Genomic DNA, 14102 nt, shown 5'->3' on the forward strand with positions numbered 1-14102 from the left:
GAAGACGCCAAAAAACCCGATTTAGCGCGGAATGTCACCCCGCTTCAACGCTTTCACGGCATAATCGGCCGCCCGTGCCGAAAGAGCCATGTAGGTCAGCGACGGATTCTGACAGGGCGACGATGTCATACAGGCCCCATCGGTACAGAATACATTCTTGACAGCATGATGCTGGTTGAACTTGTTGAAGACCGAGTTTTTAGGCGTTTTCCCCATGCGGGCTGTGCCCATTTCGTGAATGCTCAGCCCCGGATGCGCCTGGCTATCGAAACCACTAATGTTGGAGAAACCTGCTTTTTCGAGCATCAGTACAGCCTGGTCGTGTGCATCTTTCCGCATAAGGGTTTCGTTTTCGCGGTAATGGACATCCATTTTCAGAACTGGCTGGCCCCACTTGTCTTTGACTTCGTCGGTCAGAGAAACCCGGTTGTCTTCGTAGGGCATACACTCGCCAAAAGCATCCAGCGTGATTTTCCACTGGCCAAACTGCGTGGCTTGCTCCTTAAAATCAGCCCCGAAACCGTCAAGCTGAAACGCATGATCCCAATTTTCGCGGCCGGTATACACCTCAAAGCCATACCCACGTTTGAAGGACTGGCCTGCCTGACCAGGTAAGTTGCGAAAGCGCGGAATATAGAGCCCGGCCGGATGCCGTCCGTAGTAGTATTTATCCAGATCGTGGTCGTAATCGGCGTGGGCTCCTACGTGAAAATGATGATCCATCAGATTACGGCCCAACTGACCACTATCGTCCATCCCGTTCGGAAACCGCTTCGACTTCGAGTTCATCAGGATGTAGGTTGAGCCTAATGCCGAAGCATTCAGAAAAATAATACTTGCCCTGAACTCATGCCACTGGTGCGTTTGCTCATCGATCACCCGAACGCCCGTAGCCCGTCCGGTTTTTTCGTCGTAGATAATGGAGTTAACAATCGAATGTGGCCGAACGGTGAGTCGTTTGGTGCGTCGGGCAGCGGGTAAGGTTGCCGACTGGGTGCTAAAATACGCGCCATACGGACAGCCCCGCATACACAGGTTTCGGTATTGACATTTTGCCCGGCCCAAAGCTGTTTGCTCCGGCGTAGGAGCCGTCAGATGAGCCGCCCGTGCCGAAATTACTTTCCGATCTGCAAACTGGCTATTGACCGATTTTCGGAAATGCTGCTCAACGCAGTTATCAGGCATGGCGGGCTGAAACTGTCCGTCGGGCAAATGCGGCAGGCCATCGCGGTTCCCGGCAATACCGGCAAACTTCTCGACATAATCATACCAGGGAGCGATGTCTTTATAGCGGATTGGCCAGTCGGTGCCGATACCTTCTTTGGCGTTGGCTTCAAAATCGAGGTCCGAGAATCGGAAGGAATAACGACCCCACATGAGCGAACGCCCACCCACATGATACCCGCGAATCCAGTCGAACGGTTTTTCTTCGACATACGGATTGTCCAGATCATTGACGAAATGCTGGTGAGTAGCTTCAGTTATCGTAAATCCCGTCCGGTTCTGAACAGGGTATTGTTTAAGCGTTTCCAGAGGCACTGACAGGTTATGATGCGGAAATTCCCAGGGGGCTTTGGTTGCTGTATGGTAATCCGTTACGTGCTCGATCATGCGGCCCCGTTCGAGAAGCAACACAGTCAGGCCTTTCTCAGCAAGTTCCTTGGCCGACCACCCTCCGCTAATACCTGACCCTACGACGATTGCATCGAATTTTTTACCCGATGGAATGGGCGGCTGTTGATGAAAGGAACTCATAAATAATGCTATTAGAAATTAGATACGTTACAAAAACAGTACAAAGATCGCATTCGAACCAGATAAACCAGCAACTTCTATTGTATATAACGTACGAGTTCAGGCAATTCATGTCACCGTTTTTTCTGCCTGAAACACGCAAGCAGGAAAAACCAAACAAAACCCTGCTTATCAGCGCATTACCAGCATGATAATTATAAAAGCAAATAGATAAGGCAACAAACTATTGGTATCTTTACGGGAAAAATCATAGGCTAATTCTCATCGCCAGAATGAGGTTTGACAAGATACCACCGGTTGATTCACTAAAGCCTTACATAAAGCACTTTGTCATTTCAGAAAGCACGGAAGAGACTACCTATAAAATCTTTCCATCGACCAGCCTGGTCATTGGCTTTCAGTATCAGGGGCAATTAGCCAGCATCACAAAGGGCCAGACAAACCAGCTATCGACGGCAGGCATAACGGGTCTTTCCGACCATGTTAAGGTGTTCAAAAACTCGGCCGATATAGGAACGATTCTCGTCTTTTTCACAGAAGTTGGTCTGGCTTTTTTTACATCCTGCCCAGCTAATGAACTATTCAACCAAAGTATTTCGCTCGATACCCTTTTCAGCAAACAGACGATTAATGAAACGGAAGAGAAGTTGGCACTGGCTCAAACGGACAGCGAACGCATACGGGTTGTTGAACGATTCCTGCTTTCTCAACTCAAGGTGATTCAACGCGATAAGCTGGTTATTGAAGCAGTGAGGCTTATTTATGAATCGAAGGGTACGATCAGGATTTCGGAGCTTAATCGAAAACTAGCGACCAGCCAAAGTCCTTTGGAAAAACGATTCAGGAAACTGGTGGGCACAACCCCTAAAAAATTTGCCTCTATCGTTCGCTTCAACACTGTATTCAACGACCTGACAACCAGCTCAAAATCGCTGACCGAAATTTGCTATGAGCATAATTTTTTCGATCAATCACACTTTATCAAAACCTTTAAGCGATACACGGGAGAAACTCCGGAACACATTAAATGGGCTGAGTAGATAAACGATTTTTTACAATCCCCCACCCTCTGTTTGTTGGACCTTTGCGCCAGACTAATCATTCAGCCAATCGTTTACCAACAACAAATCATGTTTACAGTAACACAAATCAAAGCAGCTCATGCTAAGGTTCAATCAGGAGCCGACTTCCCTAATTACATTCAGGAAATCAAACAACTAGGTGTCAGGGCTTTTGAAACGTGGGTCGTTGACAGCCATACCGATTATTTCGGCAACGACAACTACCAGACTTCATCGGAGCCTGTGTATGCCCAACTACTCATCTCCGATACCATCAATAAAGACGCATTTTCCCACGCCCTGAGTATTCATCAGCAAGGCCAGACGGACTACTATGCATTTTGTAAGGCAAGTGCTGCCACAGGTATCGAAAAATGGGTTGTCAATCTTGAAGCTATGACCTGCATCTATTTCGACAAATCAGGCAATCAGGTATTGGTAGAAAATATTCCTGCTTAACTAGATTTGGTCGTCTTACTGGCGCTAATGCGAGAGCCATAATCGGGTCTAATGATTCAACTAAGTTTATGTGTTAGAGCGAGTAAATTGGCCCCAAAAGGCTTTCACAAGACCCTGAATTGCAGTCCGTGTACACCCGTAGTTGACAGACCAGCACACAAACACGGGGGATCCGGTTATAGTAGCTCTGTTGATCGTATCGATGGCCAATAACAATCAACCTTTAACATGATGTCAGCTAAATAGATGCTGATGCCGAAAAGACTTTAGTATGTGATTCCCTGTAATTCCATTACCCTACTAAAGGACGAGTTGACTGGCGAATTACCAGCGTTGTATCCAAAATACGAATCTCAGGTGTAAATTGTTGGGGTGTGGTAATCTGCCGGATTAATAGTTGAGCGGCCAACTGACCAATTTCGTGAATCGGCTGCACCACCGATGTAAGTGGAGGAGTAACAAACGTACTGTGTGGGGCGTTTGAAAAACCAATCAGAGCAATATCATTCGGAATCGAAAGCCCATTTTCCTGAATACAAATAAGTGCTTCAATAGCAGTAGGATCATTGACGGCAAACAGAGCATCGGGTCGGTCGGGCCTATCAAGTAATAATTGCGTATATTTCCGGGCACGCCCTTCTACAAAATCGCAATGCATCACCAGAGTTTCATCAAGGGGGAATTGATGCGCTTTTAAGGCATCTAGATAGCCATTCAGTCGATTTCGGCCAATGGTCATGTTTTCGGGGCCTGCCAAATGAGCAATCCGCCGACAACCCGTCTGGATCAGATGCTGAACAGCCGTAAAAGCACCGGTATAATCGTCAACCATCACCTTAGAGCCTTGGAGTTCATCCACGATCCGATTGAAAAATACAATTGGTAAGCCTTTCCGTTGAGCGGCAACGATATGATCGTAATCGTTCGTTTCCCGCGTAATCGCCAGAATCAGGCCATCGACCCGACTCGATACCATAGCCTGTAAATTATGCTTTTCAATATCCAGCGATTCGCTGGACTGCATAACCATCACCTTATAGCCAGCGGCATTAGCCACTTCCTGAATACCCAGAATAACATTTGGGAAGTAGGCATGAACAAACTCAGGGACCATTACCCCAATAATATCAGTTTTATTTTTTCGCAAACTGGCAGCAACAGTATTGGGCTGATAATCTAACTGGTGGGCCAGGTCAAGTATGGCTTTCTTCGTTTCGGGATTGATGTCCGGCGCATTCCTTAATGCTCTCGACACCGTTGATATGGAAACATTCAACTTAATGGCAATGTCCCAGATAGTTGGTTGTTTACCTCTCATAGCTTACATGATCCAGTTAAAGTATTTAGTCGCTTTGTTATTGTCTTTTTTTCATGATAGCCTCCTCCTTCAATCAAGGCTGACAAAGGTGTAATCCTTTATAAGGGAAGAAAATTCTACTATCACATTGCCTTCATTCCTGAAAAGCCAGCTACTCTAGTACTGTTTCCGGCAACGTTTCCGGTAACGTTTTTTCACAACAAAACCTTTAAAACAGTCAATTCTACTTGCGATACCGCCACTTATTCCTATAAATTCGATGACCGTTCAGCTAATAAAAAGGCTGTTTGAGCGGGATTTCAAACGAACATGAATAACCTGTATAATATAACTATTCCAATCCTCGTACGCTTATGAACGAATCGCTAAAACAAGTAGGATGGGTATTCCTATTCTTAGCCTTACTGGTTATTAACCCAAAGCTGATGGCGCATGGAACCGGAGGGATGGCTCTAAAAGCTATGTCTATTAAAGGTACGGTAACCTCCGAAACCGGCGAGACTTTACCCGGCGTCACGATTGCCGTGAAAGGCACAACCATTGGCACAACAACGAATGAGTCAGGGCAATATAATCTTAGTGTTCCAGATGGAAACGTTACGCTGGTGTTTAGTTCCGTAGGCTATGAAAAACAGGAACAATCGGTGGGTAACAAAACCGTCATCAACGTAGTACTGAAGGCCGATATGAAAGCCTTAAACGAAGTGGTAGTTGTCGGTTACGGAACTCAGCAACGGAAAGACCTTACTGGCTCGGTGGGCTCGGTGAAAGGAAAAGAGCTGGAAAATCTGCCCGTTCGGGGACCACTCGAAGCGTTGCAGGGACGAATTGCCGGCGTACAGATCACCAACAACAGTGGTGCACCAGGGTCGGCACCGAACGTTCGCATCCGAGGGGTAACATCGCTCAATGCGGGTAACGATCCACTGTATATTGTCGATGGCGTACCGATTACGGGCGACATCAGTGTGGTCAATCCGAATGATATTCAGTCGATGGAAGTCCTGAAAGATGCCTCGGCAACAGCTATTTACGGAGCACGCGGAGCCAACGGCATTATTATCGTAACGACCAAACGGGGCAAATCGGGCAAAACAGCGATCAACCTGAGCGCCTATACGGGCGTTATGGATGTTCGGCGAAAAATTCCGATGCTCGATGCTTATCAGGAGCGGGATTATATTCTGAATGCGAATGCCAATGCCGGTACACAGGAAGTTCGATTGGGCCTGGATACGCTTTTTCGCAATGGTGTGGCGGTCTACAACACCAACTGGCAAGACGAGATTTACCAGCAGGGAGCCGTTTCGAACTATGAAATTTCGCTGCGGGGTGGTAACGACAAAACAACCTATGCGGCCAGCCTGGGCTATTTCAACCAGAAAGGCGTCGTGATCAGCTCAGGTTATGATACATACCGGGGGCGGTTCAGCATCGACCATCGAGCGTCGGATCGTTTCAAGACGGGGGCAAATATTCTGCTGTCGACGGGCAAACGCGACCGGGTTCCCGAAGGCGACGACCTGAACGCCATCATTCCTAATGCGATGCGTAACCTGCCATTCTCACCTGTCTATAATCCCGATGGTTCCTATACTTTTCTGGATCAGATTCAGCGGCCCAATCCGGTTGGACTGGCCATGCTCACGTCCTGGTTTACGGTCAACAATCGACTGGTGGGTAATATTTACGGCGACTACGACCTCTGGAAAGGGCTTACGTTACGCTCGACGCTGAACATTGACTATTCGGGTACACGAGACGAACGTTTCACGCCCAGCACGATTCAGGGTGGATCAGCCAGACCAGGTACGGCGTCGTATGGTGACGTATTTACCTGGGTAAATGAAAATACGCTGAATTATAGCCACTCTATTGGGCAACACAGTTTTTCAGGTTTACTGGGCTATAGCGTGCAGGAATCCAAAAGTTTCAACCTGTCGGCTGCGGCCAGTCAGGGCGCAACCGATAACATCACGACGTTGAATGCGGCTGCCAGCCCAACGGCCGCGTCGAGCAGCAAAACGTCCTGGGGGCTGGTGTCGTATTTTGCCCGATTGAATTATAGCTACAACGATAAATACCTGCTGGCCGCTACCCTCCGTCGCGATGGCTCGTCGCGGTTTGGGGCTGATAAACGCTATGGCCTATTCCCGTCAGTTTCGGCAGGCTGGCGTATTTCGCAGGAATCCTTTATGCGAAACATACCGATCATTACTGACCTCAAACTCCGGGCCAGCATCGGTGTAGTTGGTAACCAGTCGATTAGCGATTTTGGGTCGCAAGGGTTATACAGTACCGGCAGTAACTACATCGGCAAAGCGGGTATTGCGTTGTCGGCCATTCCGAATCCATCGTTAAGTTGGGAGTCTACCACCCAATCGGATATTGGGTTGGATGTGTCGCTGCTCAACAACCGGATCAACCTGACGGCTGATGCCTATCTAAAACGGACGAATGCGCTGCTGCTCTCCGTAAACCTCCCGACAACGACGGGCTTTGGTTCGGCTTTGCAGAATGTGGGCAACACGCAGAATAAAGGACTGGAATTCAGCATCACCAGTCAGAACATCATCGGCGGAGCTAACGGGTTTAGCTGGACAACCTCGTTCAACATCGCTTTCAACCGAAACAAAATTCTGAGCCTGTCGAACAACAACGCCGACATTATTCAGACCAGTGCCGATGCTACCTTTTACGGATCAGCTCCACAGGGACTGGGCCGGGTAGGCGAACCAATTGGTGTTTTCTTCGGGCAACGGTATACCGGGCGCGTCTATGCCACGTCCGAAGAAGCCAAAGCCGCCAACATGCGCGACGGTAGTGCCTCTGGGCCTTTGTATGTGGCGGGTGATATGATTTATATAGATACAAATGGGGATGGGATTATCAACGATGCCGACCGGACCATCATCGGCAATGCGAACCCTAAACACATCGGTGGTATCACGAATACATTCACCTACAAAGGTTTCGATCTGTCGGTGTTTATGCAATGGTCGTATGGTAACGACATTTTCAATGAAACCCGCGAGGCATCTAACCGTAGTTTTGTTTACAATGCGGCTACGACCGAGGTACTACGGAGCTGGCGCAAAGAAGGCGATGTTACCGATGTGCCACGCGGAACCCCCAGCACAATTGGCCGGAACGGATTTCCGTCGAGCCGCTGGCTCGAAGATGGCTCCTACCTACGGGTGAAAACGGCTACGCTGGGGTATACTTTCCCGTCGGCACTGCTCAAGCGGGTGAAGATTGATAACCTGCGGCTGTATGTTTCGGGGCAGAATCTGTTCACCTTCACCAAGTACTCAGGCATGGACCCCGAAGTGAATTTCCGCAGTAGCCTGCCCTTGCTTCAGGGCATCGACCTGGGAACCTATCCGCAGGTACGCACTATTACGTTTGGCCTTAATCTGGGATTCTAAACCTGACCGTACTCATGAAAAAAATTACTTATAGTACCCTGACACTTGCGCTGACCATGCTGGCAACGGGCTGTTCCGATGTGCTCAATCAGGTGCCCGTCAGTGCACTGACCCAGAGTTCGTTTTTCCAGAATGCGGCCGATGCCGAAGCCGCTATCATTACGGGTTACGATGCCTTACAGGGCGATGAGGTTCGTTACATTACCTGGGGCGATGCCCGCGCCGATAACCTTCGGGTGCCCGTGGCCGAAATTGGTATAACTGACGGGAATACGCTCGATTTTCAGAATGATAATATTAGTACCAGTAGCCCGTATGCGCCCTGGAGCCGATTTTACAACGGAATCAATCGGGTAAATAATGTACTGGCTCAGGTGCCGAATATCAAGAGCTCAACCATCAACAGCGTGAAAAACCGGATTATGGGCGAAGCCTATTTTCTGCGGGCGTTCAATTACTTTTACCTGGTGCGGTTATGGGGCGCTGCACCCCTCGTGCTGGCGCCAACCTTATCGCTGGACAAAGACCTGCAACCGGCCCGAACTCCGGCGGATAAAGTCCAGGAACAGATCATTGCCGATCTGAAACAGGCTGAAACGCTATTGTCCGTTACCTATTCGACAGCCATCGAAACGCGGGGCCGGGCCACGCAGGGCGCTGCGCAGGCATTGCTTTGTAAGGTGTATCTGTGGCGGAGTTCGTATAATCAGACCAACGAATGGCAGCAGGCTGCCGATTATGCGGCTAAGGTTTTGGCTAATGGCACATATTCGTTGGTTTCAGGAGCTAATTATGCAACGATTTTCAATACGAAAAATACGTCGGAATCCATTTTCGAGCTTCAGTACAATTACACGAATCAGGAAACCAATGCGCTGACCAGCTTTTTCCTGCCCCGTAGCAGTAAGATCACAACGGGCGGTAACCAGACGGTTATTCCTTCCCAGAAACTGGTTGATGCGTTTGAAGCTGGTGATGTTCGGAAATCGGCCAGTATTTACTACAGTAGCCCAGCTACCGATCAATTCCCAAACCTGCCCACCGTGGCCAAATACATGGGAACGGTGGTAGGCACGACCCGCTACAGCGATACGAACTTTATTTTTCTGCGGCTGGCCGATGTGATCCTGATGCAGGCCGAAGCGCTGGCACAACTGGGCAAAACCACCGAAGCGGCTGCCCTTGTCAACCGGATTCGCAACCGGGCCGGGCTGACCAATACGACAGCAACGACTAAAGACGCCCTGTTGCTGGCTATCGAGCAGGAGCGGTTTGTAGAGCTTTGTTTTGAAGGCCACCGCTGGTACGATCTGCTTAGAACAGGTCGGGTAAAGGCCGTGCTGGGCGTCGATAAAAAAGCGTTATTGCCAGTCTATTACACAGAGATTCAGTTGAACCCAAACCTGTTGCCGCAAAATCCGGGCTATTAATTGAGGGCGTATCCATAAATCAATATACCCAACCTTATCCGAAAACCAGCGAATTTCATGCGTATAAAATCAAGGAATACAGTCTGCTTTCTCGCTGTCGTCGTCACCTGGTTTGCAGGGACACTGTATGCCCAGGATACCCGCAACATCACCACGGGCACCATTATTCCCGATGAGACGTACAGTGATCAGCCCTATATCGTCAAAACGGCCGATGGCGCGTGGTTGTGCGTGCTTACTACCGGAACAGGTCATGAAGGGGCTACAGGTCAGCATATTATCACACAGCGAAGCCTGGATCAGGGCAAAACCTGGATCGACAAACGCGATGTCGAACCCGGCGATGGCCCCGAAGCCTCGTATGCCGTGCTGTTGAAAGCGCCGTCGGGGCGGGTGTTTGTGTTTTATAACCACAATACCGATAATATCCGGGCCGTCAAAGGCGATAATCCACCCTATACCGATGGACTGGTGAAACGGGTCGATAGCCAGGGCTATTTCGTGTTCAAATACTCCGACGATAACGGCAAAACCTGGTCGGCCAATCGGATTACGATTCCTATTCGCAATTTTGACATTGACCGAAAAAATCCCTACGGCGGCAAAATTCAGTACTTCTGGAACGTTGGCCGGGCATTTACGGATAAGAATGCTGCCTTCGTACCCGTGCATAAAGTGGGGGGCTTTGGTGTTGGCTTTTTTACGTCAAGCGAAGGGGCACTGCTGCGTAGCCCAGACTTATTGACCATCGCTGATCCGGCGAAAGCAACCTGGAGTACCCTGCCTGACGGCGATATCGGCCTGCGAACACCACCGAAAGTGGGTGGCCCCATTGCCGAAGAGCAGAGTTTTTCGGTACTAAGCGATGGCACTTTCTTCTGCGTGTACCGTACCATCGACGGGCATCCGGTTTATACCTACAGCCGCGATGGCGGTCATACCTGGGATGTACCCCAGTACCTGCGCTATGCCAATGGTCGGCTGGTCAAGCATCCACGAGCCGCCAATTTTGCCTGGAAGTGCGAGAATGGGAAGTTTCTGTACTGGTTCCACAACCACGGTGGCAATTTCATACGTGATCATCCCAACCGCCGAAACATGGCCTACGAAGACCGGAATCCGGCCTGGATCTTAGGAGGCATTGAAGCTGACTCGCCCAAGGGGAAAATCATTCGGTGGACGCAGCCCGAAATACTGCTGTATGACGATGACCCACTCATTCGGATGAGTTACCCTGATCTGGTTGAAGATAAAGGGACTTATTACATCACCGAAACCCAGAAAGACATTGCCCGCGTCCATAAAATTGACGAACGATTGCTGATGGGGTTGTGGAATCAATTCGATAATCGGCAGAAAACGACCAATGGCCTGGCCCTAAACTGGACGTATCAGAAAGGGGCTTTTCCCCAGTCGGTCGAGGCTCCGGTTCTGCCCGAGTTCTACAAACGGGATACGAAAAAGCTCGAACAACCTGGCATGAGCACTGCCAGCGGCTTCACGATTGATCTGGCGTTTACTCTGAAAAAACTGACGGCAAACCAGGTGTTAGCCGATACCCGCGACAGTACCGGAAAAGGCTGGTACGTACAGACAACCGCTCAAAAGACCCTTGAACTGGTTATGAATGATGGGCGCACTCAGTCGTCCTGGAGCTGCGACGCGGGAATGCTGATGGTCAATAAACCGCAGTATATCAGCATCATTGTCGATGGTGGCCCCAAAATTATTGCCTTTGTGGTCGATGGTGTCCTGAACGATGGGGGTAATACCCGGCAGTTTGGCTGGGGCCGCTTTAATCCGTACCTGAAATCGGTAGTGGGTGCCCGCCAGCTAACGCTTGGGGCTGGTATGGATGGCCAACTCACCCAGGTTTCGGTATATAACCGGGCGTTGACTGTCTCGGAAGCGATTGGCAATTACAACGCGTACAGATAATGCACCGGAATGTTAGATTGTATCTGGTCCTGTTTGAATGTTGACTACAAGCCCCAAAGGAGTCTTGTCCTTCCGACGAAGGAGGAATCTCCACTTGCTCTCGTCAATTGGTAAGGAAAAATAAGACTCCTCCTTCGTCGGAAGGACAAAAAACGCCAAACAAAAGTCTAGAAATAGGTTGGTAATTAGCAAAGCCTCAGCCATTGGTATGCCGGTTTTCTTAGTTCTCTAATCCATTCCTTCATTTTTTATCATTCAGAAGTGCCCCTTTACCAATCAGAGGGGAATGGTATCGCTTTTTCTAAAAAATCAATTCCAAACACACAACTTTATGCAGTTGAAACGCTCCATGGTCAATGCCAGCATCAGCACGGCCAAAACCGTTATTGCTCATTTCGGAATGCACCTTCCTCCATTTGCTCATTGGTCGATTGAACAATGGCAGCAGGCCGGGCCTGAGTACAACGAAATTCGGGATTGTATGCTGGGGTGGGACGTAACCGATTTTGGCAGTAAAGACTTCTACAACATCGGTCGTACGCTATTTACGGTACGAAACGGCCGAATGAATCAGCCAGGATACCCCAAGCAATACGCTGAAAAATGGCTCATCGACCCTGAAAATCAGCGTGCTCCCGCTCATTTCCACTTATCGAAGCGGGAAGACATCATCTGCCGGGCTGGAGGTAATGTACTGGTTCAACTGACCAAAGCCGATGCCGAAGGCAACCCTTCCCGCGAAAACTTCCTGACGCAGGTAGACGGTTGTTCCCGCCGACTTGGACCGGGTGATATTGTTCGGTTGCATCCTGGTGAGAGCCTGACCATTCATCCACGCACCATCCATCAGTTCTGGGGCGAAGAAGGCACGGGCTGGCGAATCGACGGAGTGGGCTATACGCTCAGTGCCGAGATTTCGAGCGTTTGCGACGACCTGAACGACAATGTTTTTCTGGTAGACTATGGCGTTCGATTCCCCGAAATCGACGAAGACGAAGCTCGGCTCTGTTACCTCTGCCATGAGTATCCGGCAGCCAGTCCTGCGCTTATCAGTCAATAACCACCTGAAATTCTATTCAGTATGCGACCTCGCGTTCATTCGATTCTACTGGCCCTCGCTATACTGCTTCTGTTGGGAACCGGTGTGCTGTATACGTTAAATGCGCTGACCGATGCGGGTCCCTGGCTGGTGCTGGCATTGGTTTTACTGGCCATCTCTTTTCGGGGCTTTGCGGCCCTGAAAGGCTTTTCGTATACAATATGGATTCTGGCTGCGGTAACGGTGGCGATGTTTTACCCCGGCTATTTTGGTACCGTTGGCGGTTTTCAACTTAAGCGGCTGATTGTTCCGTTCGTTCAGTTGACCATGTTTGGCATGGGAGCGCATATGAGTTTCGATGATTTCAAAGGCGTCATTAAAATGCCGAAAGGAGTGCTGATCGGTATTGGGTGTCATTTTATCATCATGCCACTGGTTGGTTTTTCGCTATCGCACCTGTTCGATTTCCCGCCCGAAATTGCCGGGGGCGTTATTCTGATTGGCTGCGTATCGAGTGCAATGGCTTCCAATGTGATGTCGTATCTGTCGGGGGCCAATCTGGCGCTAGCCGTTACCATTGGAGCGTGTTCGACCATCCTATCGCCGTTTGTGACTCCTTTTCTGATGAAATGGCTTGGCGGTCAGTACGTCGAGATCGACATTGCACACATGATGATCGACATCACGAACATGATCATTATCCCCATTGTGGCCGGGTTTATTTTTAACCTGTTTTATTACGGCCAGGAAACCCGACAGGCCAAAACCGTTCAGCTTCTGGCGTTTGCGGGGATCATCGCATTGACCAATGTGCTACTGCAACTCATTGTCAAACAGCTGGTCACGCAGTTTTTTACGGCATTACTTACCTCGTTTTTCTGGTTTTATGGCTTACCGATGGCCCTGGCCATACTGCTCAAAAATCGGCCGCAGATTAGCCGGTCAATGATCGAGAACTGTCTGTCGTTTGCGGCCATGCTGGGCATTGTCATCAACACCGTGATCATTACCGCTTCCGGGCGCGACAATCTGTTGCAGGTGGGTGGGCTGCTCATCGTCACCTGCCTGCTGCATAACCTGATCGGCCTGAGTGTGGGTTATTGTACCGCGTTGCTGCTGGGTTTACCCGAAAAAGATCGCCGGACTATTGCCTTTGAGGTGGGTATGCAAAACGGGGGCATCGCTACCGGTCTGGCCCTGCAAATGGGCAAAGTAGCTACGGTTGGGCTAGCTTCGGCTATCTTTGGCCCATTGCAAAATGTAACAGGGTCAGCGCTGGCGAACTGGTTTCGGAAACGGCCGGTTAGGCAACCAGAAGTAATAAACGACCTTGGTTTGGAATCCAACGTGGAGCTACACTGATATTGCCCCTGCTGTAACGCTATATTACACAGCAATACCTTTACCCGGATTTATCAATCTATCTCCAGCAAACCGCCCGAACCACCAGCTTAAACCACTGGTAACAGCAAGGATTTGAACACGACCAACCCGACGAGCCACTCTGAGTTCAGGGCCGGATGGATGCCCATACCTGAACTCAGGGTGGGTATGAAGCCATCCGGCCAATGCAGTAGCCGATCGGAGTCGGGGTAGGCTGACCAAACGAACGCAAAGGTGATAAACTAACAATCCGTTTCATGAGTATTTTTGTAGAGAGGGTAATCGGTAGAG

Annotated in this window: 9 protein-coding genes; 7 read left to right on the plus strand and 2 right to left on the minus strand. The window is 49.6% G+C overall.

Annotated elements, in window-relative coordinates; genetic code table 11:
- Positions 1-21: 21 nt before the first annotated feature.
- On the minus strand, positions 22-1755 hold the full coding sequence (locus tag BGO59_RS26015; RefSeq protein ID WP_293688504.1) for a GMC family oxidoreductase: 1734 nt from the start codon (positions 1753-1755) through the stop codon (positions 22-24).
- 272 nt (positions 1756-2027) lie between these two features.
- Between BGO59_RS26015 and BGO59_RS26020 the strand changes: the two genes are divergently transcribed.
- Together BGO59_RS26020 and BGO59_RS26025 are read left to right on the plus strand one after the other, a co-directional pair.
- A complete protein-coding gene (locus BGO59_RS26020; protein WP_293688506.1) occupies positions 2028-2795 on the plus strand; it encodes a helix-turn-helix transcriptional regulator in 768 nt (255 codons plus the stop codon).
- Between the two features lie 90 nt (positions 2796-2885).
- On the plus strand, positions 2886-3275 hold the full coding sequence (locus tag BGO59_RS26025; protein ID WP_293688508.1) for a DUF1398 family protein: 390 nt from the start codon (positions 2886-2888) through the stop codon (positions 3273-3275).
- A 292-nt stretch (positions 3276-3567) separates the two neighbouring features.
- Here BGO59_RS26025 and BGO59_RS26030 read toward each other — a convergent pair whose 3' ends face one another.
- The gene (locus BGO59_RS26030) at positions 3568-4593 is read right to left on the minus strand and encodes a LacI family DNA-binding transcriptional regulator (protein ID WP_293688510.1); all 1026 of its coding nucleotides are present in this window, start codon (positions 4591-4593) and stop codon (positions 3568-3570) included.
- A gap of 353 nt (positions 4594-4946) precedes the next feature.
- Between BGO59_RS26030 and BGO59_RS26035 the strand changes: the two genes are divergently transcribed.
- The 5 genes from BGO59_RS26035 to BGO59_RS26055 all read left to right on the plus strand — a co-directional run bounded on the left by BGO59_RS26035 (position 4947) and on the right by BGO59_RS26055 (position 13790).
- Positions 4947-8021 carry a TonB-dependent receptor gene (locus BGO59_RS26035; RefSeq protein ID WP_293688511.1) on the plus strand — a complete coding sequence of 1025 codons (3075 nt, stop codon included), beginning with the start codon at positions 4947-4949 and terminating at the stop codon, positions 8019-8021.
- Positions 8022-8035: 14 nt separating this feature from the next.
- Positions 8036-9451 (plus strand): RagB/SusD family nutrient uptake outer membrane protein, encoded by a 1416-nt coding sequence (locus BGO59_RS26040; RefSeq protein ID WP_293688513.1) that lies wholly within the window; start codon positions 8036-8038, stop codon positions 9449-9451.
- A gap of 57 nt (positions 9452-9508) precedes the next feature.
- Positions 9509-11389: an exo-alpha-sialidase gene (locus BGO59_RS26045; RefSeq protein WP_293688515.1), complete on the plus strand. Its 1881-nt coding sequence runs from the start codon at positions 9509-9511 to the stop codon at positions 11387-11389.
- 331 nt (positions 11390-11720) lie between these two features.
- Positions 11721-12449 (plus strand): D-lyxose/D-mannose family sugar isomerase, encoded by a 729-nt coding sequence (locus BGO59_RS26050; protein WP_293688517.1) that lies wholly within the window; start codon positions 11721-11723, stop codon positions 12447-12449.
- A gap of 21 nt (positions 12450-12470) precedes the next feature.
- Positions 12471-13790, plus strand: coding sequence for a bile acid:sodium symporter family protein (locus tag BGO59_RS26055; RefSeq protein ID WP_293688519.1), 1320 nt, complete (start codon positions 12471-12473; stop codon positions 13788-13790).
- Positions 13791-14102: the final 312 nt, after the last annotated feature.

The sequence above is a fragment of the Spirosoma sp. 48-14 genome (assembly GCF_001898575.1).
Taxonomy (GTDB): domain Bacteria; phylum Bacteroidota; class Bacteroidia; order Cytophagales; family Spirosomataceae; genus Spirosoma.

Bases quoted from the DNA above. Each gene is read 5' to 3' on its own strand.
- BGO59_RS26050 (WP_293688517.1), top strand. From the start codon at position 11,721: ATGCAGTTGAAACGCTCCATGGTCAATGCCAGCATCAGCACGGCCAAA.
- BGO59_RS26035 (WP_293688511.1), top strand. From the start codon at position 4,947: ATGAACGAATCGCTAAAACAAGTAGGATGGGTATTCCTATTCTTAGCC.
- BGO59_RS26030 (WP_293688510.1), bottom strand. From the start codon at position 4,593: ATGAGAGGTAAACAACCAACTATCTGGGACATTGCCATTAAGTTGAAT.
- BGO59_RS26020 (WP_293688506.1), top strand. From the start codon at position 2,028: ATGAGGTTTGACAAGATACCACCGGTTGATTCACTAAAGCCTTACATA.
- BGO59_RS26015 (WP_293688504.1), bottom strand. From the start codon at position 1,755: ATGAGTTCCTTTCATCAACAGCCGCCCATTCCATCGGGTAAAAAATTC.
- BGO59_RS26025 (WP_293688508.1), top strand. From the start codon at position 2,886: ATGTTTACAGTAACACAAATCAAAGCAGCTCATGCTAAGGTTCAATCA.
- BGO59_RS26055 (WP_293688519.1), top strand. From the start codon at position 12,471: ATGCGACCTCGCGTTCATTCGATTCTACTGGCCCTCGCTATACTGCTT.
- BGO59_RS26045 (WP_293688515.1), top strand. From the start codon at position 9,509: ATGCGTATAAAATCAAGGAATACAGTCTGCTTTCTCGCTGTCGTCGTC.
- BGO59_RS26040 (WP_293688513.1), top strand. From the start codon at position 8,036: ATGAAAAAAATTACTTATAGTACCCTGACACTTGCGCTGACCATGCTG.